This window comes from Spiribacter curvatus, assembly GCF_000485905.1.
Lineage (GTDB): Bacteria > Pseudomonadota > Gammaproteobacteria > Nitrococcales > Nitrococcaceae > Spiribacter > Spiribacter curvatus.
Genome location: NC_022664.1, coordinates 681,937 through 707,045 on the forward strand (window position 1 = coordinate 681,937; position 25,109 = coordinate 707,045).

29 protein-coding genes are annotated in these 25,109 nt (G+C 64.2%); 21 read left to right on the forward strand and 8 right to left on the reverse strand.

The window, feature by feature from the left end:
• Nucleotides 1–9: 9 nt before the first annotated feature.
• Genes SPICUR_RS03375 through SPICUR_RS03385 form a run of 3 tightly spaced genes read right to left on the reverse strand, consistent with a single transcriptional unit; the run spans nucleotide 10 to nucleotide 1,494 of the window.
• Entirely contained in the window at nucleotides 10–879 is an 870-nt protein-coding gene (locus SPICUR_RS03375) for a peptidylprolyl isomerase (RefSeq protein ID WP_023366055.1), read from the reverse strand.
• 4 nt (nucleotides 880–883) lie between these two features.
• The gene (locus tag SPICUR_RS03380; RefSeq protein ID WP_023366057.1) at nucleotides 884–1,198 is read right to left on the reverse strand and encodes a BolA family protein; all 315 of its coding nucleotides are present in this window, start codon (nucleotides 1,196–1,198) and stop codon (nucleotides 884–886) included.
• Nucleotides 1,195–1,494 (reverse strand): YciI family protein, encoded by a 300-nt coding sequence (locus tag SPICUR_RS03385; protein ID WP_023366059.1) that lies wholly within the window; start codon nucleotides 1,492–1,494, stop codon nucleotides 1,195–1,197. Before SPICUR_RS03385 ends, SPICUR_RS03380 begins: the two co-directional genes overlap by 4 nt.
• A gap of 69 nt (nucleotides 1,495–1,563) precedes the next feature.
• On the opposite strand from SPICUR_RS03385, the gene SPICUR_RS03390 reads away from it, so the two are divergent.
• The 6 genes from SPICUR_RS03390 to SPICUR_RS03415 are packed head-to-tail and all read left to right on the forward strand — an operon-like array spanning nucleotide 1,564 to nucleotide 6,256.
• Nucleotides 1,564–2,187, forward strand: coding sequence for an L-threonylcarbamoyladenylate synthase (locus tag SPICUR_RS03390; RefSeq protein WP_023366061.1), 624 nt, complete (start codon nucleotides 1,564–1,566; stop codon nucleotides 2,185–2,187).
• Nucleotides 2,188–2,231: 44 nt separating this feature from the next.
• Entirely contained in the window at nucleotides 2,232–3,455 is a 1,224-nt protein-coding gene (locus SPICUR_RS03395; protein WP_257719851.1) for a tryptophan--tRNA ligase, read from the forward strand.
• On the forward strand, nucleotides 3,452–4,231 hold the full coding sequence (locus SPICUR_RS03400) for a segregation and condensation protein A (RefSeq protein WP_023366065.1): 780 nt from the start codon (nucleotides 3,452–3,454) through the stop codon (nucleotides 4,229–4,231). The genes SPICUR_RS03395 and SPICUR_RS03400 overlap by 4 nt, the downstream gene beginning before the upstream one ends.
• The gene (gene scpB, locus SPICUR_RS03405; RefSeq protein ID WP_023366067.1) at nucleotides 4,224–4,754 is read left to right on the forward strand and encodes an SMC-Scp complex subunit ScpB; all 531 of its coding nucleotides are present in this window, start codon (nucleotides 4,224–4,226) and stop codon (nucleotides 4,752–4,754) included. The genes SPICUR_RS03400 and scpB overlap by 8 nt, the downstream gene beginning before the upstream one ends.
• A complete protein-coding gene (rluB, locus tag SPICUR_RS03410; protein WP_023366069.1) occupies nucleotides 4,754–5,575 on the forward strand; it encodes a 23S rRNA pseudouridine(2605) synthase RluB in 822 nt (273 codons plus the stop codon). Before scpB ends, rluB begins: the two co-directional genes overlap by 1 nt.
• 6 nt (nucleotides 5,576–5,581) lie before the next feature.
• Nucleotides 5,582–6,256 (forward strand): endonuclease III domain-containing protein, encoded by a 675-nt coding sequence (locus tag SPICUR_RS03415; RefSeq protein WP_023366070.1) that lies wholly within the window; start codon nucleotides 5,582–5,584, stop codon nucleotides 6,254–6,256.
• Here SPICUR_RS03415 and SPICUR_RS03420 read toward each other — a convergent pair.
• The 5 genes from SPICUR_RS03420 to ubiG all read right to left on the reverse strand — a co-directional run bounded on the left by SPICUR_RS03420 (nucleotide 6,244) and on the right by ubiG (nucleotide 9,841).
• Nucleotides 6,244–6,717 (reverse strand): YbhB/YbcL family Raf kinase inhibitor-like protein, encoded by a 474-nt coding sequence (locus SPICUR_RS03420; protein WP_023366072.1) that lies wholly within the window; start codon nucleotides 6,715–6,717, stop codon nucleotides 6,244–6,246. The genes SPICUR_RS03415 and SPICUR_RS03420 overlap by 13 nt on opposite strands.
• Before the next feature lie 69 nt (nucleotides 6,718–6,786).
• The gene (locus tag SPICUR_RS03425; protein ID WP_023366075.1) at nucleotides 6,787–7,557 is read right to left on the reverse strand and encodes an SDR family NAD(P)-dependent oxidoreductase; all 771 of its coding nucleotides are present in this window, start codon (nucleotides 7,555–7,557) and stop codon (nucleotides 6,787–6,789) included.
• Nucleotides 7,554–8,423, reverse strand: coding sequence for a squalene/phytoene synthase family protein (locus tag SPICUR_RS03430; RefSeq protein WP_041381639.1), 870 nt, complete (start codon nucleotides 8,421–8,423; stop codon nucleotides 7,554–7,556). Before SPICUR_RS03430 ends, SPICUR_RS03425 begins: the two co-directional genes overlap by 4 nt.
• Nucleotides 8,424–8,426: 3 nt before the next feature.
• Nucleotides 8,427–9,134: an HAD-IA family hydrolase gene (locus SPICUR_RS03435; RefSeq protein WP_023366079.1), complete on the reverse strand. Its 708-nt coding sequence runs from the start codon at nucleotides 9,132–9,134 to the stop codon at nucleotides 8,427–8,429.
• Complete coding sequence (gene ubiG / locus SPICUR_RS03440) at nucleotides 9,131–9,841, reverse strand: bifunctional 2-polyprenyl-6-hydroxyphenol methylase/3-demethylubiquinol 3-O-methyltransferase UbiG (RefSeq protein ID WP_023366081.1); 711 nt, start codon at nucleotides 9,839–9,841, stop codon at nucleotides 9,131–9,133. Before ubiG ends, SPICUR_RS03435 begins: the two co-directional genes overlap by 4 nt.
• Nucleotides 9,842–9,924: 83 nt before the next feature.
• On the opposite strand from ubiG, the gene SPICUR_RS03445 reads away from it, so the two are divergent.
• The 15 genes from SPICUR_RS03445 to galU all read left to right on the forward strand — a co-directional run bounded on the left by SPICUR_RS03445 (nucleotide 9,925) and on the right by galU (nucleotide 25,085).
• Nucleotides 9,925–10,488 (forward strand): peptidylprolyl isomerase, encoded by a 564-nt coding sequence (locus tag SPICUR_RS03445; RefSeq protein ID WP_023366083.1) that lies wholly within the window; start codon nucleotides 9,925–9,927, stop codon nucleotides 10,486–10,488.
• A 93-nt stretch (nucleotides 10,489–10,581) separates the two neighbouring features.
• Nucleotides 10,582–13,146 carry a DNA gyrase subunit A gene (gene gyrA, locus SPICUR_RS03450; RefSeq protein WP_041382134.1) on the forward strand — a complete coding sequence of 855 codons (2,565 nt, stop codon included), beginning with the start codon at nucleotides 10,582–10,584 and terminating at the stop codon, nucleotides 13,144–13,146.
• A gap of 42 nt (nucleotides 13,147–13,188) precedes the next feature.
• Entirely contained in the window at nucleotides 13,189–14,271 is a 1,083-nt protein-coding gene (gene serC, locus SPICUR_RS03455) for a 3-phosphoserine/phosphohydroxythreonine transaminase (protein ID WP_023366087.1), read from the forward strand.
• A 10-nt stretch (nucleotides 14,272–14,281) separates the two neighbouring features.
• Complete coding sequence (locus SPICUR_RS03460; RefSeq protein ID WP_023366089.1) at nucleotides 14,282–15,448, forward strand: phosphoglycerate dehydrogenase; 1,167 nt, start codon at nucleotides 14,282–14,284, stop codon at nucleotides 15,446–15,448.
• A gap of 20 nt (nucleotides 15,449–15,468) precedes the next feature.
• Nucleotides 15,469–16,551 carry a prephenate dehydratase gene (gene pheA / locus SPICUR_RS03465; protein ID WP_023366091.1) on the forward strand — a complete coding sequence of 361 codons (1,083 nt, stop codon included), beginning with the start codon at nucleotides 15,469–15,471 and terminating at the stop codon, nucleotides 16,549–16,551.
• Nucleotides 16,552–16,560: 9 nt separating this feature from the next.
• Nucleotides 16,561–17,439: a prephenate dehydrogenase gene (locus tag SPICUR_RS03470; protein ID WP_023366093.1), complete on the forward strand. Its 879-nt coding sequence runs from the start codon at nucleotides 16,561–16,563 to the stop codon at nucleotides 17,437–17,439.
• A gap of 19 nt (nucleotides 17,440–17,458) precedes the next feature.
• Nucleotides 17,459–18,787, forward strand: a complete 1,329-nt coding sequence (aroA, locus tag SPICUR_RS03475; protein WP_023366095.1) for a 3-phosphoshikimate 1-carboxyvinyltransferase — start codon at nucleotides 17,459–17,461, stop codon at nucleotides 18,785–18,787.
• On the forward strand, nucleotides 18,784–19,464 hold the full coding sequence (cmk, locus tag SPICUR_RS03480; RefSeq protein ID WP_023366097.1) for a (d)CMP kinase: 681 nt from the start codon (nucleotides 18,784–18,786) through the stop codon (nucleotides 19,462–19,464). Before aroA ends, cmk begins: the two co-directional genes overlap by 4 nt.
• A 74-nt stretch (nucleotides 19,465–19,538) precedes the next feature.
• Nucleotides 19,539–21,221: a 30S ribosomal protein S1 gene (gene rpsA, locus SPICUR_RS03485; RefSeq protein WP_041382136.1), complete on the forward strand. Its 1,683-nt coding sequence runs from the start codon at nucleotides 19,539–19,541 to the stop codon at nucleotides 21,219–21,221.
• A gap of 74 nt (nucleotides 21,222–21,295) precedes the next feature.
• Nucleotides 21,296–21,604, forward strand: coding sequence for an integration host factor subunit beta (locus SPICUR_RS03490; RefSeq protein ID WP_023366100.1), 309 nt, complete (start codon nucleotides 21,296–21,298; stop codon nucleotides 21,602–21,604).
• On the forward strand, nucleotides 21,601–21,894 hold the full coding sequence (locus SPICUR_RS03495) for a lipopolysaccharide assembly protein LapA domain-containing protein (RefSeq protein ID WP_023366102.1): 294 nt from the start codon (nucleotides 21,601–21,603) through the stop codon (nucleotides 21,892–21,894). The genes SPICUR_RS03490 and SPICUR_RS03495 overlap by 4 nt, the downstream gene beginning before the upstream one ends.
• Before the next feature lie 2 nt (nucleotides 21,895–21,896).
• Nucleotides 21,897–23,063 (forward strand): lipopolysaccharide assembly protein LapB, encoded by a 1,167-nt coding sequence (lapB, locus tag SPICUR_RS03500; protein WP_023366105.1) that lies wholly within the window; start codon nucleotides 21,897–21,899, stop codon nucleotides 23,061–23,063.
• Nucleotides 23,060–23,785 (forward strand): orotidine-5'-phosphate decarboxylase, encoded by a 726-nt coding sequence (gene pyrF, locus SPICUR_RS03505; RefSeq protein WP_041381641.1) that lies wholly within the window; start codon nucleotides 23,060–23,062, stop codon nucleotides 23,783–23,785. Before lapB ends, pyrF begins: the two co-directional genes overlap by 4 nt.
• 37 nt (nucleotides 23,786–23,822) lie before the next feature.
• On the forward strand, nucleotides 23,823–24,089 hold the full coding sequence (locus SPICUR_RS03510; protein ID WP_023366109.1) for a ComEA family DNA-binding protein: 267 nt from the start codon (nucleotides 23,823–23,825) through the stop codon (nucleotides 24,087–24,089).
• Between the two features lie 117 nt (nucleotides 24,090–24,206).
• Nucleotides 24,207–25,085 carry a UTP--glucose-1-phosphate uridylyltransferase GalU gene (gene galU / locus SPICUR_RS03515; RefSeq protein ID WP_023366111.1) on the forward strand — a complete coding sequence of 293 codons (879 nt, stop codon included), beginning with the start codon at nucleotides 24,207–24,209 and terminating at the stop codon, nucleotides 25,083–25,085.
• Nucleotides 25,086–25,109: the final 24 nt, after the last annotated feature.

Sequence of the window (25,109 nt, forward strand, 5' to 3'; positions counted from 1 at the left end):
GTGGTTGCGTCAGCCGTTGTCGGGCTTGGTCCAATTCGCCTCGTAGTCGATGTCCGCGTCCTCACGAAGCCCCTCGAGCTCGGCCTGGATGCGCTCGTTGACGATGCTCATCCGTAGCTGACTGGCGACATCGGAGAACGCTGGCGCCTCGGTCTCGCGGGTTTCGTCGAGGCGGATCACATGAAATCCGAAGCGCGTCTCCACTGGCTCATCGGTAACGGCGCCGGGTTCGAGTGCAGCAACCGCCTCGGCGAATGGATCAACCATGTCATCTGGGGCAAACCAGCCTAGGTTGCCGCCGTCACGTGAGGTGCCGTCCTCGGAATACTGGCCGGCGAGCTCGGTGAACGATTCACCGTCGGCGAGGCGATCGATGATGGCTGATGCCTGTACGCGGTCGGAAACGAGGATATGCCGGGCCTTGTACTCCCGCGGTGCCTCGGCGCCATAGACCGCTTCGTAGCGCTCCCGGAGCACCGACTCGGCGACGGGTTCGCTCTCGGTGAGCTGGCGCACAAAGCCCTGGGCGAGTGTGCGGCGCCGATCATTGTTGAGCTGAGCGGCCACATCCGGTGCCTCGTCGATACCGGCGGCGTCACCGGCCTGAGCGAGCAGCATCAGATTGATGATCTCCTCGAGGAATTGACGACGCTGGGTGGGCGGGATCTCTGATTCCCCCTGCGTCTGCTGGGAGACCAGCTGATCGAGCTCACGCTCGGTGATGGTTTCGCCGTTGATCTCGGCAAGAACCTGAATCTCCTGTTCCTCGCCGGTCTCCGCGGACTCAGCTTCATCCTGTGCCTGGGCAAGCCCCAGACCGAGGGTGAGTGCCAGTGCCGGTACCATCAGTTGAAGGGCTTTGAGCGGGGTTGAATGCATAGGGTTACTCGCTTTGTTCAGGTGGCTGTGATTGGGCCTCGGCCGGCGTGAGTGCCTCGATACTGAGGGCATGGATACAGTCGTTGCGCATCGCATCCCCCATGGCGTCATAGACCTGGCGATGCCGCTGAAGGCGGCGTTGGCCGGCAAAGTCGTCGCTGACGATACGCAGGTTGTAATGACCTCCACCAGCGCGTGCGCCGGCATGTCCGGCGTGGCGGTGGCTGTCGTCCTCGACCTCGAGGGATTCAATAGAGAGCGCCTGGTGGAGTCGCTCGCGGATCATGGCCGGGCGTTCGCTGCGTGGGATGTCACTCATGGCAGGACCCTGCGGAACGGCTTGACCGTCACATCCCGGTAGACACCGGCGGCAACGTAGGGGTCGTCGTCGGCCCAGGCGCGGGCGGTGGCGAGTGATTCGAACTCGGCGATGACCAGACTACCGCTGAAGCCTGCCTCGCCGGGGTCGAGGGCGTCGATCGCCGGCGTCGGTCCGGCAACCAGCAGGCGTCCTTCATCCCGCAGGTGCTCGAGTCGTGCGATATGGGCTTCGCGGGCGCCGGCCCGGCGCTCCCGGCTGTCGTCAACGTCTTCACTGATGATGGCGTAGTACATAGGATCCCGTCCGTTAAACTGTCGAAACGCTACCATACCTGTGCCCGGCCGACACCAGAGGAGCCCGTCATGAGCCAGTACTTCGAGATCCATCCACGCACGCCGCAGCCACGGCTCATCCGCCGCGCCGTGGAGATCCTCCAGCAGGGCGGTGTCATTGCCTATCCCACCGGCACGACGTATGCCCTTGGTTGCGCGATGGGTGAGAAGTCCGCCGTCGATCGGATCCGCCAGCTCCGTGGCCTCGAGGAGCGCCATCACTTCACTCTGGCGTGTCGCGATCTCTCCGATATCGGCAGTTATACACGCCTCGACAACAATGCTTTCCGGTTGCTGAAAGCCCATGTGCCGGGTCCCTATACTTTCGTGCTGCGGGCCACGGCAGAGGTCCCGCGTCGGGTCCAGCATACCCGGCGCAAGACCATTGGCATCCGTGTCCCCGACCACCCAGTGGCCCAGGCACTGCTCGAGGCGCTGGGGGAGCCGCTGACCACCACCACGCTGTTGCTGCCGGGAGAGACCGTTCCCATGACCGATCCGGTCGACATGCGCGAGCGGCTCGGCAGACAGGTCGATGCGGTGATTGATGGCGGTCCCGGTGGGCTCGAGCCAAGCACCGTGGTCGATCTGAGCGGCGAGCGGCCCGAGGTGATCCGCCACGGTGCCGGAGATGGCCACGTTTTCCAGGCTTAATCCGCTATCATGCATGCAATCAAACGTTCCATGCGGAGGTTACCTTGAGCCAATCCCCTGCCAGCCGCGATCGCATCCTCTCCGGCATGCGTCCGACCGGGCGCCTTCATCTTGGCCATTATCACGGCGTGCTGCGCAACTGGGTTGACCTGCAGGCCAACCACGACTGTTTTTTCTTCGTCGCCGACTGGCATGCGCTGACCACCGCCTATGAAAACCGCGAGGTCATCTCGCAGAGCGTCTGGGACATGGTGGTCGACTGGCTCGCCGCCGGCGTCAATCCCAACCTCTCGACGCTGTTCATCCAGTCGAGAGTGATGGAGCACGCTGAACTGCATCTGCTGCTCTCGATGATTGCACCGCTGGGCTGGCTCGAGCGGGTACCCACCTATAAGGATCAGATTGCAGAGCTGCGTGACCGCGACCTGGCAACCTATGGATTCCTTGGCTATCCGGTTCTGCAGAGCGCCGACATCCTCATCTACGGCGCCAGTGGCGTGCCGGTGGGCGAGGACCAGGTCTCGCATGTCGAACTCACCCGCGAGCTGGCGCGACGCTTCAACCATTTGTTCGGCCGTGAGCCGGGGTTTGAGGACAAGGCCGAGTCGGCGATCAATAAAATGGGCAAAAAACAGGCCCGGCTCTATCGCTCGCTGCGCCGACGCTATCAGGAAGCCGGGGATACGGAGGCGCTGGGCGAGGGCAAGGCGCTGTTGGAGAGCCAGCAGAATCTCACCATTGCCGATCGCGCCCGACTCGTGGGTTATCTCGACGGGGGCGGGCGGAGTGTGCTCACCGAACCGGAGGCGCTCCTCACGCAGGCCCCGCGTATGCCCGGCCTTGATGGGCGCAAGATGTCGAAGTCCTACGGCAACACCCTGTCACTGCGCGAGTCGGACGCGGATATCGACCGTAAGATCCGCACCATGCCCACGGATCCGGCCCGCGTCCGGCGGAGTGACCCCGGCGAGCCGGAGAAATGCCCAGTGTTCGACCTCCATAAAGTCTATGCCGACGATGCCACCCGTTCATGGGTCGAGCATGGCTGTCGGTCGGCGGGTATTGGCTGTCTCGACTGCAAGAAGCCGCTCATTGAGGCCATGCAGGCCGAAGTGGCGCCGATCCGCGAGCGCGCGACGGCGCTCGAGGCCGATCCCGGCCATGTCCAGCAGATCATCAACGAGGGCTGCGACCGCGCCCGTAGCGTGGCCCGCGAGACCATGAAAGAGGTTCGCGCCGCCATTGGGTTGGACTACCGTCAGCGATGAGTATCGCCACGGTGCGGGGCGAGCCCTATCCGGACCTGCCCCATGATCTGTATATCCCGCCGGATGCGCTCGAGGTGTTTCTCGAGACCTTCGAGGGGCCACTGGATCTGCTCCTGTACCTGATACGGCGTCAGAATCTCGATATCCTCGACATCCCCATCGCCCGCATCACGGATCAGTACATGCAGTATGTTGATCTGATGAGCGAAAGGCGTCTGACACTCGCGGCCGAGTACCTGGTGATGGCCGCCATGCTCGCCGAGATCAAGTCGCGGATGCTCATGCCCCGGCCACCGGTCAGCGACGGCGAGGAAGACCCCGATCCGCGTGCCGAGCTGGTGCGGCGGCTGCGCGACTACGAGCAGTTCCGTGATGCCGGTGAGCGGCTCGATGCACTCCCGCGGGTGGCCCGCGACCTGTTCCCTGCCCAGGCCGCAACATCGGTTGAAAAGATGCTCAGGCCGGCCCCTGCGATCGGCATGGATGAGCTGCTCGGCGCCTTTGCGGCGGTCATGGCACGCTCGGCACTGAACGGCCACCATGAAATCCAGCGCGAGGCGCTCTCGGTCCGCGAGCGCATGAGCGAGACCCTGACGCGTCTCGACGCTGAGCGATTCGTGGCGCTGACCGATCTGCTTGATGCCCGGGAAGGGCGGGCTGGCGTGGTGGTGACCTTCCTCGCCATTCTCGAGCTACTCAAGGCGTCGCTGCTCGAGCTGGTCCAGTCCGAGCCCTTCGCGCCGCTCTACCTGCGGGCCCTTCAGCGCGATGGATGATCCGGCGCTGGAGCGCATCATTGAGGCGGCATTGCTGGCCGCCGGGACGCCGCTGAATATCGAGCAGCTGCAGGCCGTGTTCGGCGATACACCGCCGGATCGAGCGACTCTGGAGGCGGCGCTGGATCGACTCGCGACACAACTGACCGATCGCGGTGTCGAGCTGAAACGGGTGGCAGGCGGCTGGCGGCTGCAGGTGCCCGAGCGCTATGCCCCCTGGGTGGCGCGACTCTGGGAGGAAAAACCGGCGCGTTATTCACGCGCGGTGCTCGAGACCCTGGCGATCATCGCCTACCGGCAACCGGTGACCCGCGCCGAGATCGAGGCCGTTCGCGGCGTACCGCCCAGCACCTCGGTGATGCACACGCTGCAGGAGCGGGGCTGGATCCGAGTCGCGGGACACCGGGACAGCCCCGGGCGGCCGGCGGTATTCGCCACCACGCGCGACTTCCTCGATCACTTCAATCTCAGTAGCCTGAGCGAATTGCCCACACTGATGGATAGCCCGGAACAAGGAAAATAATGACCTCGGAGAAATTGCAGAAAGTCCTCGCCCGAGCCGGGATCGCTTCGCGCCGCGAGATGGAGCGGCAGATCGATGACGGCCGGGTGGAGGTGAACGGTCGGCGCGCGACGCTCGGCGATCGGGTGGACGATGATGCCCGAATCCGCGTTGATGGCCGGCTCGTGGGCGCGGCGGCGCGCTCGGCCGGTGAGCGCCAGGTGATCGCCTATCACAAGCCGACCGGGGAGCTCGTCACCCGCCATGATCCCGAGGGGCGCAAGACGATCTTCCCGCGACTGCCGCGGCTCAAGTCGGGTCGCTGGCTGTCAGTCGGCCGTCTCGATATCAACACCTCCGGGCTGTTGCTGCTGACAACCGATGGCGAACTCGCCAATCGTCTCGCCCATCCCGCCTGGCAGATGGCGCGGGACTACGCGGTGCGGATCTACGGCCCGGTCGAGGAGGGCGTGCGTCAGCGACTGCTCAGCGGTGTAGCCCTGGATGATGGCAATGCGGCGTTCGAGTCGATCCAGGCGCTTGATCCGGGAGAGCAGGCCAACCGCTGGTATCGGGTGCGCTTGCGTGAAGGCAAGAACCGACTGGTCCGGCGGCTGTGGGAGTCGCAGGGAGTGCAGGTGAGCCGCCTGATCCGGGTCCAGTATGGTCCCTACGAGATGCCACCACGCCTCCGCGAGGGTCAGTATCAATCACTGACGCCTGGCGAAATCCGCGACCTCGCCAATCGGGTGGGCCTGACCGATACACCCCCGGAGGCGTCGAGCGCCGCTGGCCGTAAACCGGGTGCCCGCCGCAGCGGGACCCGTGAGCGCCGGCGGTGAGTGATAATGGTGCCTGATCCTCGCCCCCTCCCGGGGCTGATCGAGCGGCTGTCCGAGGCCTTCGGCCCGCAGGACTGGTGGCCCGCCGAGACGGCATTCGAGGTGCTGGTCGGCGCCGTCCTGACCCAGAATGCCGCCTGGCGGAACGTCGAGCAGGCCATCGCCCGGCTCCGTGCCCGTGACTGGCTGTCCGCCACCGCGATCGTCAATGCGCCGGGCGATGCGCTTCGCGAATGCATCCGCCCGAGTGGCTACTACAACGTCAAGGCCAGGCGGCTGCTTGCCGCCTGTGAGACATGGCTCGAGCTCGGGGGCGAGGCAGGGTTGCGATCCATGCCGACTCCCACCGCCCGAGCGGCGCTGCTTGCCGTGAAGGGACTGGGGCCGGAGAGTGTGGACGATGTATTGCTGTACGGATTCAATCGGCCGGTGTTCGTCGTCGACGCCTACACCCGGCGGATTTTCTCGCGGGTTGGCGTCGTACCGGCGGATATCGGGTACGAGCCACTGCAGGCTGCCTTCCATGCCGCGCTGCCCCCGGATGCAGCGCGCTTCAATGAGGCTCATGCCCTGATCGTAGCGGTGGGAAAGGACTACTGCCGACCGCGCTCGCCGCGCTGCGGGCGTTGCCCGCTACAGCCGGCGTGCGCCTACGGCAGCAGTGATGCTCAGCGCTCGTAGGTCCCGATCAACCGACTCATACCGATGACATGGGGCTCGACCTGTTCGAGGAACTGCCACATGGTCAGGCCCGGTTCGAGCTGCAACGACTGATCGAGGGCCAGCACCCAGAAGTAGTAGTTATGGACGCCGTGTCCCTCGGGCGGCATCGGGCCCCCGTAGGTCTGACGGCCGAAGTCGGTGACGCCATGGGTATAGGCCTCGCTGCCTTCCTCAAGCGCGGTCACTTCCTGAGGGATGTTGTAGTAGACCCAGTGTACGAAGCCATAGCTGCCGGGGCTGATCAGCGGTGCATCGGGGTCGTGGCAGATCACCGCAAACCCTTGGGTTCCCTCCGGTGCCCCGGTCCAATGGAGTGAGGGGGCGATGTCATCGCCTTCGCCGGTATGTCGTACCGGTATAGGCTGTTGGGGGCCAAAGGCATTACTGCGTGCCTGCATGGCCGATAGGGCAAATCCCATGGGATTATTCTCCAGTCCTGTTCGAATGTTGAGGATATTTGCACTTCCTGACGGCTTGTCACAAGCCGGTCATCTCTGTCGGACGACCACGCGATACTGGGTCCCGTTCACGGGCGGATTAACCGGATCGAGAAGCCGCGCGAGTGCCCCCGCGGCCGCGTCGGCCGTGGGTACTTCATCGACCGTTTCACCGGTAAAAAGTTGTCGCCTCAGTGGCGACTGCAGCGCACTCGGATCGACGCTGCAGCTGATGACCGGGTGGGCCTCGGAGTATTCCGCGGCCAGCGTCGCCGCGATCCCCTCAACCGCCCACTTGCTGACGCCATAGGCGCCCATGGCTGGACGGCCGGCCCGGCCCGCCTCATCGGTCACGAAGATCACCCGCCCGTGGTGGGCCCGGAGCATGGGCAGCAGGGCCTGGGTCAGCAGGAACGCCGCGTTGATATTGACGTGCAGGCACTTGAGCCAGGCCTGCGGGTCGTAGAGTCCGAGGGGCGCGGGTTCCCCATAGTCAGCCGCCGCGTGGACGATGGTGTCCACACCGCCCAGTGATTCGTCGAGCCGCTGGGCAAGGTCGGCATAGTCATCCGGTCCGGCTCCCATCAGATCCAGTGGATAGAGTGCCGGTTGTCCATGACCGGCCGACTCGATCCGGTCATGGAGCGATTCCAGCCCCTTCAGGGATTTGTCGAGGAGGATGGCATCCGCGCCCTCGGCGACCGCCCGTTCGGCGAGGGCAGACCCCAGCCCGCCGGCCGCGCCGGTGATCAGAATGCGTTGACCGGCGAGTCGTCCGGCGTTGACGGCGGTGTCGCGAGCGGCGGTAAGGGGTTCGATCATGTCGATGAGGGCTCCGGACGGGGGTGGACTTTGTGCGGCCGTCGCGCGGTCCGCCAGGCGAGCCAGAGCTTGCGCAGCGGTGTGAGATGGACCTGCCGGTCGGTCACGGCATAGCCGTCGCTGCCAATACTCTCCAGCAACTGGCGGTGCAGCACGGCAAGGATCAGGCCATAGGTCTGCTGGGGCCGGGCATTGTCGGGGAGCTGACTGATGGCGCTATCGAGAAAGCGCCGGGCGCGGTCCCCCTGACGACCCAGCAGCGCCCGGACGTCATCGTTTCGGTCGGCGGCGAGCAGGTCCTCGCTACTCAGCCCGCTCATCGTGAGCTCGTCTTCGGGGATGTACAGCCGGCCGGCGCGGACATCCCGACGCAGATGACGCAGCATTCGTGTGAGCTCGAGTCCCATGGACAGATCATGCGCGAATGGCGCGGCATCCATGCCTTCCGACCCCCCGATCCGCCAGGCGAGATCGGCAATGGCCCCGCCCGCGCGGTGGCAGTAGAGCGTGAGCTCGCGCAGGGTCGGGTAGCGGCCGTATTCGAGATCCATCCGGCTCGCCTCAATGACCTCGCTCAGGCCATCCATGTCCAGTTGGTGGTGTTGGAGCGTGGGCAGCATGGCCTGGGTGACCGGATGCCGCGGCGACTCCGCGGCCAATCGTTCAAGCTCCTCCTGCCACCAGTTGAGCTTGACGGCCCCGACTCCAGAATCACTGACCTCACGGGGGATCTCCAGCACCTCGGCACGGTAGGCGGCAAGCGCGGTCAGCCCGTCGCGTGCCTCGGCCGGTGCAAACAGAAGTGCGTAATAGAGGCTCGATCCGTCCGGCGCGACCTTGCGCCGGCAGTATTGCATCGGTTCCATGATTCAGACCGCGATGGCTTGGCGATGGGGAGTCGCTGGATCGGCGACCCAGCGCAGGAGTTCGGCGGGATGACCGATCAGTCCATCGGCGCCCCAGTGTTCAACGTGATCGTCGCCACTGAGATAGCCATATAACGCAACCAGCGTCAGGGTTCCGGCCTGTCGACCGGCGCGGATGTCACGCTCCGTGTCGCCGACGACCAGACACGCCGCTGGCGGCAGATCAAGCTGGCGGGCGGCCTCCGTTACCTGATACGGGTGCGGTTTGCGACGTGCCAGGTTATCTCCGGTGACCACGCAGGCGGGTCGCCCGGCATAACCGAGATCCGCTAGCAGTGGCGCGGTCAGCCAGCCTGGCTTGTTGGTGACGATGCCCCACGGGATGCCGGCGGTTTCAAGGGCGGCAAGCGTCTGATCCACACCCTCATAGGCGCTGGTCCGGCGACTCACACGCTCGGCGTAGATGGCGAGAAAGCGCTCCCGAAGTTGGTCGAACCCCTCGTCGCCCGGATGACGGTTGAAACCACGAGCGATCATCGGAACGCTGCCATGGCCGACCGCATGCAGGAAGTCCTCATCCGGCAGGGGCGGCAGCCCGCGTTCGTCGCGTAACAGATTGAGACTGTCGACCAGGTCAGGCGCGGTATCCAGCATGGTCCCGTCAAGGTCGAGCAGAACCGCGTGGGCGCGGTCATCGGCCGTCGTGCTCATACCGCCTCCGGTCGCCGGCAGTGGGCAAGATAGTTCACCCGGGTGTCGCCGCCGAGTGTGTAGCGACGGCTGATCGGATTGTAATGCAGCCCGGTGAGATCGCGGAGATTCAGCCCGGCCTGCCGAGCCCAGCGGCCGAGCTCGGCGGGTTGGATGAAAGCGCTCGCATCATGGGTGCCCCTGGGTAGCAGTCCCAGGATCCGTTCGGCGCCAACGATCGCGAACAGCCAGGCGCGGGTGTTTCGATTGATTGTTGAGAAAAAGACCGAACCGCCCGGGCGCACGAGGGTTGCGCAGGCGTGAATCACCGATGCCGGGTCGGGTACATGCTCAAGAAGCTCGAGGCAGGTGACGACATCAAACGTGCCGGCATGCGCCGCGGCGAACGACTCCGCAGGCGTCGCGTGATACTCGATTGATGGGTGATGGTCCCGCGCATGCTGGCGAGCGACCTCGATGGTCTCCGAGGCCAGATCGATCCCGCTGACCCGGGCTGCCCCGCGCTCCGCCAGTCCCTCAGTGAGCAGGCCGCCGCCGCATCCCACGTCAACCACCCGCCGGCCGCGGATGGGTCCACCGCAGCGCTCGATATAGTCGAGTCGAAGCGGATTGATGGCATGAAGCGGCGCGAATGGTCCGTTTGGATCCCACCAGTCGTCGGCATCCTGATCAAACTTGGCGATTTCATCCGGGTCGGCGTTCTCCATGACAGAAATAATACCACGCTGGCACCAATCGGCAGGGGGTGTGGGACAATGCCGGCTGTATTTACACAGCAGGAGTCATCCCCATGAAAGCCCTCTCCCTCAGCCTTGCGCTGGCGGCCGCGGTCGGCGCTGGCGCGGCGAATGCCGAGAACCCACAGGTCGTCTTCGAGACCACCGCCGGTGATATCCGGATCGAGCTCTACAGCGACGCGGCGCCGATTACAGTCGAGAACTTCCTCGCCTACGTCGATGATGGCTTCTACGGCGGAACGATCTTCCACCGTGTCATTCCCGACTTTGTCATCCAGGGGGGTGGTTTCACGACCGGCTTCGAGCGCAGGACAACCCGCGACCCCATCGTCAACGAGGCAGATAACGGGCGACTGAATAAACGCGGGACGCTGTCGATGGCCCGCACCCGCGATCGCGACAGCGCCACATCGCAGTTTTTCGTCAACCTCTCCGACAATGCCTTCCTGGACCATGGTGAGCGTGACTTCGGCTACGCCGTCTTCGCCCGCGTGGTGGAGGGCATGGATGTGGTCGACCGGATCGCTATGGGCGGGACCGGGCGTCGCAACGGCATGGCCGACGTGCCGCTAGAGCCTGTGGTCGTGGAGGCTGCACGCCGGGTGGGCAGCGACTGACCACCGATCCCGGGTCACCGTGCCGCGGTGGCCTGCGCGTGCTAGAATATCCGCTCAATTTGAGCCAATCCTACGATGGTCGAGACCCCCTCCATGTCCAGCGTTGCCAAGGAAATCCTCCCGGTCAATCTCGAAGACGAGATGCGCCAGTCTTACCTCGATTACGCCATGAGCGTCATCGTCGGTCGCGCCCTGCCTGATGTGCGTGACGGGCTCAAGCCCGTGCATCGCCGCGTGCTCTACGCCATGCGCGAGCTCGGCAACGACTGGAACCGCCCCTACAAGAAGTCGGCGCGTGTCGTTGGCGATGTCATCGGTAAGTATCACCCCCACGGCGACACGGCCGTCTACGACACCATTGTCCGCATGGCGCAGGACTTCTCCATGCGCTATCTGCTGGTTGACGGTCAGGGCAACTTCGGCTCCATCGATGGTGATAATGCGGCGGCCATGCGCTACACCGAGGTGCGCATGGCGCGGATGTCGCACGAGCTGCTGGCCGACATCGACAAGGAAACGGTGGACTTCGGGGACAACTATGACGGCTCCGAGCAGGAGCCCGAGGTCCTGCCCACTCGGGTGCCCAACTTCCTCGTCAACGGCGGCTCGGGAATCGCGGTGGGCATGGCGACCAATGTCCCGCCGCACAACCTCCGCGAGGTCGTGGACGCCTGCATTGCGCTCATCGATGACGACAGCCTCGATGTCGAGGCGCTGATGGCTTTCATCCCCGGGCCTGATCTGCCCACCCGCGGCATCATCAACGGCGTTGAGGGGATCCGTGAGGCCTATCGCACCGGGCGGGGTCGGATGGTGATGCGGGCACGCTGCCGTTTCGAGCACGACAGCAGCAACGGCAAGGCATCGATCATCGTCGAGGAGCTGCCCTATCAGGTGAATAAGGCGCGGCTGCTCGAGAAGATCGCGGAGCTGGTCAAGGAAAAGCGGATCGAGGGCATCACCGAGCTGCGCGATGAATCCGATAAGGACGGCATTCGGATGGTGATCGAGCTCCGCCGCGGTGAGGTGCCGGAGGTGGTGCTCAACAACCTCTATCAGCATACCCAGCTGGAGACAGTGTTCGGCATCAACATGGTCGCCCTGTTCGAGGGGCAGCCGCGCCAGCACAATCTTCGCGACGTGCTTGATGCGTTCATCAGCCACCGCCGCGAGGTCGTCACCCGCCGGACGGTCTATGAGCTGCGCAAGGCGAGGGACCGCGCCCATGTCCTTGAAGGGCTCGCCGTGGCGCTGGCGAACATCGACGAGGTGATCGCTCTGATCAAGGCCTCCACCACCTCGGCGGATGCCCGCGCGGCGCTGGTGGCGCGTGACTGGGCGCCGGGGATTGTCAGCGATATGCTCTCGCGGGCGGGTGCCGAGGCCTCCCGGCCCGAGTCGCTCGGAACCGATGTCGGTTGGGTGAGCAATGGTTATCGCCTCACCGAGGCGCAGGCGCAGGCGATCCTCGATCTGCGCCTGCACCGGCTGACTGGTCTCGAGCAGGACAAGATCGTCGACGAGTATCGTCAGATCCTCGAGGCCATCGCCGATCTGCTCGATATCCTCGCGAGCAGCGATCGTCTCATGCAGGTGATCCGCGAGGAGCTTGAGACGATCCGCGAGCGGTATGGTGATGATCGGCGCAGTGAGATTCTCGAGACGCGGCTGGATCTGTCCATGGAGGATCTGATCCCGCCGCAGGACGTGGTCGTGACGCTGTCGCACAGCGGCTATGCCAAGTCTCAGCCACTCGACACCTATCAGGCGCAACGTCGTGGAGGTAAGGGCAAGGCGGCCACGCAGATGCGCGGCGAGGATTTCGTCGACAAGCTCTGGGTGGCGAACACCCACGATACGCTGCTGTGTTTCTCGAGCCGCGGTAAATGCTACTGGCTCAAGGTCTATGAGCTCCCTCATGGCAGTCGTGGGGCCCGTGGCAAGCCGATCGTCAACCTGCTCCCACTCGAGACCGACGAGCGCATTAATGCGGTGCTGCCGATCAGCGAATTCGATGCCGATCGCTTCGTATTCATGGCAACGCGTCAGGGGACGGTCAAGAAAACCCCGCTGGTGGATTTCTCTCGGCCGCGCGCCAACGGGATCATCGCCGTCAACCTCGGCGACGACGACACGCTGGTCAATGTCGGCGTCACCGATGGCAACCGCGAGATCATGCTGCTGACTGATGCCGGCAAGGCGATCCGCTTCAACGAGTCCGAGGTCCGGGCCATGGGCCGCACCGCCACTGGTGTGCGTGGCGTCCGGCTGGGAACCGATCAGGTTGTTATCCAGTCACTGATCCTCGAGGAAGGCGATGTCCTGACCGTCACCGGCAATGGCTACGGCAAACTGACGCCGGTCGCGGACTACCCGCTCCGGGGCCGCGGTGGCATGGGTGTGATCGGGATCCAGACCTCAGAGCGCAATGGCGCCGTCGTCGGTGCGCTGCAGGTCAACCAGGATGACGAGATCATGCTCATCACCAACGGCGGCACGCTGGTTCGGACCCGCGCCGCCGAGGTGTCGGTGCTGAGCCGGAACACCCAGGGGGTCAAACTGATCGCCCTGTCCGAGGACGAAACACTGGTCGGTCTGGCAAAGGTCGAGGCGCTGAGCGACGCGGCCGATCCGGCTGACGATGCCGCTGACGACTAGCGCTGCCGACCTTTCCAATCAATCAATCATCAGGAGCGCACTATGTCGCGTGTATATAATTTCAGCGCCGGGCCGGCCATTCTGCCGGAACCCGTCCTGCGTCAGGCCGCCGAGGAGATGCTCGACTGGCATGGCAGCGGAATGTCGGTCATGGAGATGAGCCATCGCGGCAAGGCGTTTGTATCGATCGCCGAGCAGGCCGAGGCGGATCTCCGTGAACTCCTCGCCGTACCGGATAATTATCGCGTGCTCTTTCTTCAGGGCGGCGCGACGGCGCAGTTCTCGGCGGTACCGCTCAATCTCATCGGCGATGCCTCGAGCGTTGACTACGTCAACACCGGCAGCTGGTCGAAAAAGGCCATCGCCGAGGCCCGCAAGTACACGGCGGTGAACGTCGTGGCGGAAGGCGGTAACGGCGATCCGATGTCGATCCCCGCACAGTCGGAGTGGCAGTGCGACCCCAACGCTGCCTATCTGCACTACTGCGCCAACGAGACGATCACGGGTGTCGAATTCCCGGAGATTCCGGACGCGGGCGATGTGCCGCTGGTCAGTGATATGTCGTCGATGTTCCTGTCGCGGCCGCTCGATGTCTCCCGCTTCGGGGTGATCTATGCCGGTGCGCAGAAGAATTTCGGGCCGGCCGGCCTGACCGTCGTGATCGTGCGCGACGACCTGCTTAACCAGGCCAGCGCACAGGTGCCGGCCATCTGGGACTATCGGCGTCAGGCCGAGGCCGACTCGATGCTCAATACGCCGGCGACCTATAGCCTCTACATCGCCGGACTGGTCTTCCAGTGGCTGAAGGACGAGGGCGGTCTCAGCGCCATGGCGGAGATCAATCGGCGCAAGGCGGACAAGCTCTACCGGGCGATCGACGAATCGGCGTTCTACCGGAATCCGGTGGCACCTGACGCGCGGTCGATGATGAACGTACCGTTCGTGCTGGCGGATGATTCCCTCGATGCGACCTTCCTCAGCGAGGCCAGTGCGGCCGGACTGGATACCCTCAAGGGGCATCGCTCGGTAGGCGGGATGCGCGCCAGCATCTACAATGCCATGCCAGAGGCTGGCGTCGACGCTCTGATCGACTTCATGGCCGACTTCGAACGTCGCAACGGATAATCGAGATAACATGTACAAGGTTCTGACATTCAATAATATCGCCTCCCGTGGACTGGATCGGCTGCCGCGCGAGGGATTCGAGGTGTCTTCGGAGATCCAGCATCCCGATGCGGTTCTGCTTCGCTCCGCCAAACTCCATGATTGGGAGATTCCGGCGACGCTGAAGGCGGTTGGTCGTGCCGGTGCCGGCGTCAACAACGTGCCGGTTGATGCGATGAGCGCGCGGGGCATACCAGTGTTCAACGCGCCAGGCGCCAACGCCAACGCCGTGAAGGAGCTGGTCCTCGCTGGCATGTTCCTTGCCGCCCGCAACATCTGTGCGGCATGGGCGTTCGCGGAGTCCCTGGAGGGCGATGATGCGGCGATGAATAAGGCCGCCGAGGCAGGCAAGAAGCAGTTCACCGGCTTTGAACTGCCGGGTCGCACCCTGGGCGTGATCGGGCTTGGTGCCATTGGCGTCAACGTCGCCAATGCCGCTGCATCGCTGGGCATGAAGGTCATCGGCTATGACCCGGGCATCACGGTGCGCAGCGCCTGGAACCTGGAGTCGGGCGTCTATCGGGCGCAGACCGTCGATGAGGTGATGGCCGCCGCCGATATGGTCACTCTGCATGTGCCCGAGATCGAGGAGACACGCGGCATGATCAACGGCGCGCGGCTGGCTGCGGCGCGTGAGGGGCAGGTGCTGCTCAACTTCGCCCGCGCGGGCGTCGTCGATGACGAGGCGATCATCAAGGCGCTTGATCAGGGCCGCCTCAGTAGCTACGTCTGCGACTTCCCGGCAGCGGCCCTGAAGGGTCACGACCGCGTTGTGGCGCTCCCGCACATCGGTGCATCCACGGATGAGGCGCAGGAGAACTGTGCGATCATGGCCGCTGACGAGATCCGGGACTTCCTTGAGACCGGCAACGTCACCAATTCAGTCAATTTCCCAGAGCTCATTCTGCCGCGCAACACCGATGGTGACCGCCTGACAGTCGTCAATGCCAACGTGCCCAACATGCTCGGTCAGATCTCTTCCGCCCTTGCCGAGGCTGGATTGAATATCGACGACATGTACAACAAGTCGCAGGGCGACCTTGCCTACAGCGTAGCGGATGTGGGCGGGACCATCCCGCCCGCGGTGATCGAGCAGCTTGAGGGCACCGAAGGCGTTCTCATGGTCCGGGTTATCTAGCAACAGACGGGGGGCGAGGCGTGAACGATGACACGCTGAAAAGCATTCGGGCACGCATCGACGGGATCGATGACCGAATCCTTGCGCTGATCAACGAGCGCGCCGCCGCGGCGGCCGAGGTCGCTCACGCCAAACAGGCGGCAGGGGAATCGGGGGATTATTATCGCCCGGCCCGCGAGGCCGAGGTGCTACGGCGGATTCGTGACGCTAACGCGGGTCCGCTGACGGATGCCGATGTCACCCGGCTTTTCCGCGAAGTCATGTCGGCATGCCTGGCACTCCAGCGGCCGTTGACGGTGGCGTTCCTCGGCCCTCAGGGCACCTTCACCCAAGAGGCAGCGCTCAAGCACTTCGGGCACTCCATCGAGAGCAGCCCGCTCGACAACATCGATGCCGTGTTCCGCGAGGTGGAGTCAGGTGAGGCCGCCTATGGCGTGGTGCCCGTTGAAAACTCCACTGAGGGAATGGTGACGCATACCCTGGATCGCCTGCTCTCCTCGCCGCTGCAGATCGTGGGCGAGGTGGAGATGCCGGTGGTGCACAGCCTGGCGACCCGGGCGCCAGAGATTGCGGCGATCCGCCGGATCTACTCCCACAGCCAGGGGTTCGCCCAGTGTCGCGCCTGGGTGGATCGACATCTCCCCGGTGTCGAGCGCATACCGGTGGCGAGCACCGCCGAGGCGGCGCGACTCGCGAGCCTTGATGAAACGGCGGCGGCGATCGCTTCCGAATCCGCGGCTGAGCGCTACGAACTGCCCGTCATGCAGGCCGCGATGCAGGATGGGTCGCGGAATGCAACGCGCTTTCTGGTGCTGGGGCGGGAAAGCCCAGAGCCCACCGGCGAGGATAAGACCTCACTGGTTATCGCGCGGGAAAACCGTCCGGGTGGCCTTGCCGGCTTGCTGGCGCCGCTGGCCCGTTATGGACTGAACATGACCCGGCTGGAATCGCGTCCCTCACCGGAGGGTATGTGGGAGTACGTCTTTTTTGTCGATCTGTTGGGGCATGCCGAGGACCCGGATCTCAAACGCGCCCTCGGCGAGATGCAAAAGCTTGCCAGTCTGCTCAAGGTGCTCGGGTCCTATCCCCGTTCCATCACCTAGGACCATCGCTTGAATACGCAGCCACGTCGGATCTGTCTGGTCGGGGTCGGCCTGATTGCGGGCTCCCTCGGCCTCGCGCTCAAGCGCGCCGGCAGCGTGGAGATGATTACCGGACTCGGCCGTGACGCCGGCCGCCTCGCTCAGGCGCAGGCGCTTGGGGCGATTGACCATTTCACTACCGATCCCGGGCAGGCACTCGAAGGGGCGGATCTCGTTGTCCTCGGCGTTCCGCTCGGTGCCACGGCTGCCGTGCTGCGTGACCTGCGCCCCTATCTCCACGACGATCTCGTGATGACCGATGTCGGCAGTGCCAAGCGCTGTGTCGTTGACGATACCGAAACCGTCCTCGGCGCCGCGCCGCCCGGTTTCGTTCCGGGCCATCCGATCGCCGGGACCGAGCATAGTGGCGTTGAGGCGGCTTTCCCCAGTCTGTTTGAGGGCCGCCGTGTCATTCTCACGCCGTTGGCATCGGCGCATCGCGAGGCAATAGCCGCCGTCGAGTGGCTGTGGCGGCAGGCAGGCGCTGAGGTCACCACCATGTCAGTGGCCCACCATGACCGAATGCTGGCGATTACCTCGCATCTCCCGCATCTGCTCGCCTTCGGGCTTGTGGATATGCTTGCCCGGGAACCCGATCACGAGGAGATCCTCGGTTATGCGGCGGGTGGGTTCCGTGATTTCACCCGCATCGCTTCCAGCGATCCGGTGATGTGGCGGGACATCTGTCTGGGGAATCGTGAGGCGGTACTTGAGGCCCTTGGTCGTTATCGCCGCGATCTCGAAGAACTCGCGGAAAGGGTCGAGGCCGCCGATGGAGCCGGGCTGGAGGCAGTGTTCAGCAGCGCCAAGCAGACCCGGGACGCCCACAAACACGGATTCGAGCGCTAATGCATTCAAGGAACGCTCCATGGCAGTAAATGGCACGCGGCAGTTCATCATCGAGTCGGGTGGATCGCTCAGCGGTACGTTTCAGGTCCCGGGCGACAAATCGATCTCCCACCGTGCCGTCATGTTGGGCGCGATCGCTGAGGGGGGGACCGAGGTGAGTGGTTTCCTCGAAGGCGACGATGCCATGGCGACCCTCGCGGCCATGCGGGCGCTGGGTGTATCAATTGAGGGCCCGCACGCGGGGCGGCTGCGTATTGCGGGGGTTGGCCGTCATGGGCTCAAGCCCGCTGCAGCGGCGCTGGACCTGGGCAATTCCGGAACCTCCATGCGGCTGTTCAGTGGGCTGCTGGCCGGCCAGCGGTTCGCCACCCAGCTGGTGGGTGACCAGTCGCTCATGCGCCGGCCGATGCGGCGAGTCACCGAGCCGTTGAGTCAGATGGGGGCAATGATACAGACGGCTGCGCAGGGAACCGCGCCGCTCTCGATCGAGCCGGCCGCGGCGCTGCGCGGTATCGATTACTCAATGCCGGTGGCGAGTGCGCAGGTCAAATCGGCCCTGCTTCTTGCGGGGCTCTACGCCGAGGGGCGGACCCGGGTCACGGAACCGGCGGTGAGTCGCGACCACACCGAGCGCATGCTCCAGGCGTTCGGCGCGGACGTCGCTGTCGACGGCCCGCATGTCAGCGTGACCGGTGATGCGCCAATGGAAGCGGCTGCGGTGAGCGTCCCGGGTGACATCTCGTCGGCGGCGTTTTTCCTGGTCGGTGCCTCCATCGCCGGTGGCGGGTCGATCACCCTGACCCATGTCGGACTCAATCCGACCCGCACCGGGGTGATCGATATTCTCCGGCGGATGGGCGCTCGGATACACGTCGAGGCGGATGAGACCGATGCCGGCGAGCCGGTGGGCACACTGACCGTGGAGCCGGCGGCATTGCAGGGAATCGATATACCGCCCGAGCTTGTGCCACTGGCCATTGATGAGTTCCCGACGATCTTTATTGCGGCTGCCTGTGCGACGGGTGTGACAACGCTCAGGGGAGCAGAGGAGCTGCGGGTCAAGGAAAGCGATCGCATCGCCGTGATGGCGGAAGGGCTGACAGCACTCGGTATCGAGGCCGAGCCACTGGCCGATGGTATCCGTATTGTTGGCGGCGCGATGCACGGCGGTGCGGTGCAGGCACAGGGGGATCATCGCATTGCCATGGCATTCGCGATGGCCGGACTGGCGGCTGACGGCGCGATTACGATTGACGGCTGTGCCGAGGTTGATACCTCGTTTCCGGGGTTTGTCGAGCTTGCGCAGGGCGCTGGATTGAGGATTCGCAGCCAGGAGAGTGCGGCATGAGCGAGCAGTCAGCGGTCATCACAATCGATGGCCCGGGCGGCGCAGGCAAAGGAACAATCGCGCGGGAGATGGCGCGCGAGCTCGGCTGGCACCTGCTCGACAGCGGGGCGATTTACCGGCTGCTGGCGCTGGCGTCGCTACGGGAGAACATCGATCCCGGCAACGTGGTCCGCCTCGCGGAGCGTGCCGAGGCCCTGGATATCGGCTTCATCGTTGAGGGCGAGAACGCGGGTGCAGCGCTTCTCGAGGGCGAGCGGGTCGACGCGGCCATTCGTGACGAATCCTGTGGCGAGCGCGCCTCGGTGCTCGCCGCCGATCCCACCATCCGCGAGGCACTGAAGGCCCGGCAGCGTGCGTTCCGGCAGCCGCCCGGTTTAGTGGCGGACGGACGGGATATGGGGACTGTCATCTTTCCCGACGCACCGGTGAAGATCTTCCTCACCGCCAGTGCCGGGGAACGGGCCCGGCGACGTCATAAGCAGTTGATGGAGCAGGGTGTGACTGCTAATCTCGACGACCTTCTGCAGGAACTGCAGGCACGAGACGCACGCGATTCGCAGCGTCAGACCGCGCCGCTGAAGCCCGCAGATGATGCGTTCACCATCGACACGACGGAGCAGTCGATCGACGCGGTGATCCAGACAGTGATGGAGCGGGTTAAGGCCCGGCTTCACTAGGGGGCGCCGCCGAGCGGCGTCGTTTTTTCAGCAACCAAATGGATCGGACCGTCGATCCCGGATCAAATCATCCCATGAGCGAAAGCTTTGCAGAACTTTTTGAAGAGAGCCTTGTGCAGACCGATATGCGGCCGGGCTCAATTGTCACCGCCCAGGTCGTTGCAATCGATGGCGAAGACGTTGTCGTCAACGCTGGACTGAAATCCGAGGCGGTCATCCCGCTTCGCCAGTTCACCAGCGAGAACGGTGACGTTGAGGTCAGTGTCGGCGACGAGGTTGAAGTCGCGCTCGATGCCGTCGAGGACGGTGGCGGCGAGACGAAACTCTCCCGCGAGAAGGCGAAACGGGCACGGGCCTGGCGTGTTCTCGAGACCGCCTATGAGGGCAGTGAGACCGTCAACGGCCAGATCAGTGGCAAGGTCAAGGGCGGGTTCACCGTCGATCTCGGCCACATCCGCGCGTTCCTACCCGGCTCGCTTGTGGATATCCGGCCGGTCCGCGATACCACCTATCTCGAGGGCAAGGATCTCGAGTTCAAGGTGATCAAGCTCGACGCCCGCCGCAACAATGTCGTCGTTTCCCGCCGTGCCGTGGTCGAGGAGGAGTACAGCGCCGAGCGCGAGGCCCTGCTCGAAAAGCTTCAGGAAGGACAGTCGATCAAGGGTATCGTCAAGAACCTCACCGACTATGGCGCCTTCGTCGACCTCGGTGGTATCGACGGCCTGCTGCATATCACCGACATGGCCTGGCGGCGCGTCAAGCACCCCTCCGAGGTGGTCGACGTTGGTCAGGAAATCGAGGTCAAGGTCCTCAAGTTCGATCGTGAGCGCAATCGCGTGTCACTGGGTCTCAAGCAGCTGGGTGAGGATCCGTGGGAGGCCATCGCCCGTCGCTATCCAGAAGGCAGTCGGGTGGTCGGCAAGGTCACGAACATCACCGATTACGGCTCCTTTGTCGAGATCGAGGAAGGCGTCGAGGGCCTGGTCCATGTCTCCGAGATGGACTGGACGAACAAGAACGTCAACCCCGCCAAGGTGGTGTCTGTCGGCGACGAGGTTGAGGTGATGATCCTCGACATCGACGAGGAGCGCCGCCGCATCTCGCTGGGCATGAAGCAGTGCCAGCCCAATCCGTGGGATGAGTTCGCAGCGACCCGCAATAAGGGCGATCGGGTGACCGGTACGATTAAGTCCATCACCGACTTCGGCATCTTTGTCGGACTTGAGGGTGGCATTGACGGCCTGGTTCATCTCTCTGATCTGTCCTGGAGCGATGCCGGTGAAGAGGCGATCCGCGACTTCCAGAAAGGCGAAGAGGTCGAGGCGGTGGTGCTGTCCGTCGATCCGGAGCGCGAGCGCATCAGTCTTGGCGTCAAGCAGCTGGCCCAGGACCCGGTCTCACAGTGGGTTGCCAACCATCCCAAGGGGACGCTAGTGACCGGGACGGCCAGCGAGGTCGACGCCAAGGGTGTGGTCGTGGAGCTTGCCGAGGAAGTGCAGGGCTACGTTCGTGCCGCGGATCTGGCGCAGGAGCGCACGGACGACGCGCGTTCGCTGGTCTCCGAGGGCGATGAGGTCGAGGCCAAGGTCATGGCGGTCGACCGGCGTAATCGCATGATCAGTCTCTCGGTCCGCGCCAAGGACCAGCAGGATGAGCGTGAAGCGCTTGAGGGCTTTGGCAGTACCGGTACGGCGGGCACGACAACGCTTGGTGATCTGCTCAAAGAGCAGATGGGTGGTCGTGACAACGATAGCTGAAGCCTTTCTTCCGTATCGAGGGTCAGGCGCATGAAGGTCTGGCCCTCGAGGGCTATAGCGATGGTCGGAACCCCATGACAAAGTCGGAACTGATCGATCGGATTGCGGCCAATCAGCAGCAGCTGGCGCAGCGTGACGTTGAGCTGGCCGTCAAAACGTTGATCGAGCAAATGAGTGAATCGCTCGCCGGCGGTGAACGGATTGAGATCCGCGGATTCGGCAGCTTCGCGCTCCACCATCGTCCGCCCCGGATCGGAAGAAACCCGAGGACAGGCGAACCGGTTTCCCTACCGGGCAAGTATGTCCCCCATTTCAAACCCGGTAAGGAGATGCGCCAGCGGGTCGATGAGAAAGGTCGCAGTGAGCGCTCGGAGGACTCATGAGGCGTTTGATCGTTCTTCTGCTCGCGCTGGTCGTGGTCGCGATCGGGCTGAGTTTTGCCACGCTCAACTCAGCGCCCATCAATCTCGATTTCTATATCGGTGAGCTATCGCTGCCGATCTCCCTCTGGCTCGTGCTGGCACTCGCCCTCGGGGTGCTGCTGGGGCTGGGTTCCGCGATTGGTATTCTGACGCGGCAACGCTGGCAGCTGAAACGCCTTCGACGCGAGGCCGCATCTTCCCGCCAGGAAGTCTCTGAACTGCGTAAGTTGCCGATCCGGACCAGTAACTGATCATGTGGCAACTGCTCTGGCTGCTGCTCCCCCTGGCAGCCTTGTCCGGCTGGTGGATCGGCCGCCGGTCGTCGTCGCGGTCCCGCACCGCCAGTCTACCGGCGGATTATTTCCAGGGCCTGAACTACCTCCTCAACGAGCAACCTGACCGTGCCATCGAGATTTTCACCCGTCTTGTGGAGGTCGATAGCGAGACCGTTGAAACCCACCTGACGCTGGGGAACCTGTTTCGTCGCCGCGGCGAAGCCGACCGTGCGGTGCGTATCCATCAAAACCTTATTGCACGACCCTCGCTGGCTCCAGAGCAGCGCGCTGGTGCGCTGCTTGAGCTGGGGCGCGATTACCTTGCGGCGGGGCTGCTCGATCGGGCCGAAGCCCTGTTCATTGAGGCGATGGCGTTCTCCGACTTCCGCATCACTGCGCTTCAGTGCCTGCTCGACATCTATCAACAGGAGCGTGAGTGGGAGTCGGCGATCGATATCGCGCAACGCCTCCAGCGGGCGGATGGCGGTGAGCTTCGAACCGAAATGGGGCAGTTCGCCTGCGAGCAGGCTGAGCAGCTCCGTCGCCAGCATGCCGGGCCGACGGAGATCCGCCAGGCGCTGCGTCGCGCCACGCACCTCGATCGTGACTGCGTCCGGGCGTCACTGCTCAAATCCGATCTGGAGCAGGATGAGGGACGCTGGCGTGCGTCGATCAAGGCATGTGAGCAGGTCAAGACCCAGGACCCGGACTATATCCCGGAGATCCTCCCGCGCCTTGAGGCGGGCTATCAGGCCCTTGACGAGCGTCGGAGCTATCGCCAGGCGCTCAATCGCCTATTCCACACACAGCCCAGCGTTTCGGTGATCATCAAACTCAGCGAGCTGATCGAGACCGACGAGGGCAGGGGGGCCGCTGTGGAGTTTCTCGCCACCCAGCTGCGGGCTCGACCATCGGTGCGGGGGCTCAATCGACTGATTACACTCAATATCGATTCCGATGACGTGGACCACCGCCGCCAGCGGGATCTGCAGGTGCTGCGTGAGCTGTTTCAGGCGCTGCTGGCCGATCGTCTGCCGTACCGCTGTGTGGAGTGCGGTTTCGAGGGGCGCCAGCTCCACTGGCAGTGTCCGAGTTGCCGGTCGTGGGCGAGCATCAAGCCGCGGCGCGGCCCGGAGGGAGAGTGACCTTGACCCCTAATCTCATCGTAGCGGTGGACTATGACAGCGTTGAGGAGGCGCAGCGCCTGGTCGATACCCTGACGCCGGGAAGCTGTTGTCTCAAGGTCGGTAAGTCCCTCTTCACAAGGGCCGGCCCGAGGCTGGTGGAGGCGTGGGTACGGGATGGCTGGGATGTCTTTCTGGATCTCAAATTCCACGATATCCCCAATACCGTTGCCGGCGCCTGCCGCGCGGCGGCGGATCTGGGGGTCTGGATGGTCAATGTCCACGCGCTGGGCGGCCCGGCGATGCTCGCCGCGGCGAAGACGGCGATTGGGGGGCGAACCGGTCATCGTCCGCTGCTCACAGCGGTGACGGTGCTGACCAGTCATGATCAGACAACACTCGATGCGATTGGTCTGCGCGGCGCGCCGCAGGATGCGGTGGCGCGGCTGACCGGCCTGGCGACTGCAGCCGGACTGGATGGTGTCGTCTGCTCGGCGCAGGAGGCGGCCCGGGTACGCGCGCAGAGCGGTGATGACTTTCGCCGCGTGACGCCCGGCGTCCGCCCGCGCGGATCGGCGCAGGATGATCAGCGCCGGATTCTGACGCCGGCCGAGGCCATGCGTGCCGGTGCCACCGATCTGGTGGTGGGTCGACCGGTGACCCGCGCCAGTGATCCGCCCCAGGTGGTTGAATCGATCGCGAATGAGGTGGCCATCACAGTGCAGGCGCACGCCGGGCGCTAGGGTTGGACACGTCATTTGCAAAGCACAGGAGCGTGTCATGATCTTTTCTCGTCAACTGGGGACCCTGCTTGTAACCAGTCTGGTGGCCGGTGCGGCGATCGCCAGCCAGGATCCGATCAATGTCAACGAGGCCGGCGTCGATCGGCTGCAACAGATCAATGGCATCGGGCCCGCCACGGCCGAAGCCATCATTGAGGATCGCGAGCAGAACGGCCCGTTCGAGCGCATCGACGCGGTGACACGGGTCAACGGTATCGGTGAGACCACGCTGGATGCGATGCGTGGAGTGATCGCGATCGAATAGCACGGGTCTGGCCGACCGGATGCATGCCCCGTAAGCCGGTGCGCCTGACAGGCACGCCGGCTTCGTTTACGCTTTGGATGAACAATAATACCGACTCAACAGGGAGAGCATTCGTCGATGACCAAGCGCATCCGTAAAGCTGTGTTTCCGGTCGCGGGAATGGGCACCCGATTCCTGCCGGCCACCAAGGCGAATCCCAAGGAAATGTTGCCGGTGGTCGATAAGCCACTGATTCAGTATGCGGCCGAGGAGGCGGTCCGCGCGGGCATCGAGACCCTGATCTTCGTGAACGGGCGTAATAAGCGCAGCATCCCGGATCATTTCGATAAGGCCTACGAGCTGGAAACCGAACTCGAGGAGTCCGGCAAGCTCGAGCGGCTTGAGGCGGTGCGCAACATTCTTCCCGCCCATGTGGCGTGTATCTATATCCGTCAGTCCGAGGCGCTGGGACTGGGGCATGCGGTACTCTGCGCTGAGCCCGCGGTGGGCGATGAACCCTTTGCCGTGATCCTCGCTGACGATCTCATCGACGATGAGCAAAACGGCGGCTGTCTGGCGCAGATGGTTGAGTGCTATGACGAACAGGTTGCGAGCATTATCGGCGTCGAGCGTGTGCCGCCCGAACGGACCAATCGCTACGGCGTTGTCGATACGGATGCGATCAGCCCCCGACTCGGACGCCTCAAGGGGATCGTCGAAAAACCCGATCCGCAGGAGGCGCCATCCAACCTCGGCGTCGTCGGCCGGTATGTGCTCAACGCGAGCATCTTCAACAAGCTCCGTCAGACGCCGCCGGGTGCCGGAGGCGAGATACAGCTCACGGACGCCATCGCCGCATTGATGAAGGATGAATCCGTCATGGCCTACGAGTTCGAAGGCACCCGTTATGACTGCGGCGACAAGCTCGGCTACCTTCAGGCCACCGTCGAATTCGGGGTGAAACACCCGGAATTTGGCGACGCCTTCGCCGACTATCTCCACACCCGCAGCGGGTGAGCGGAACGCCCATCCTGGCGTGTG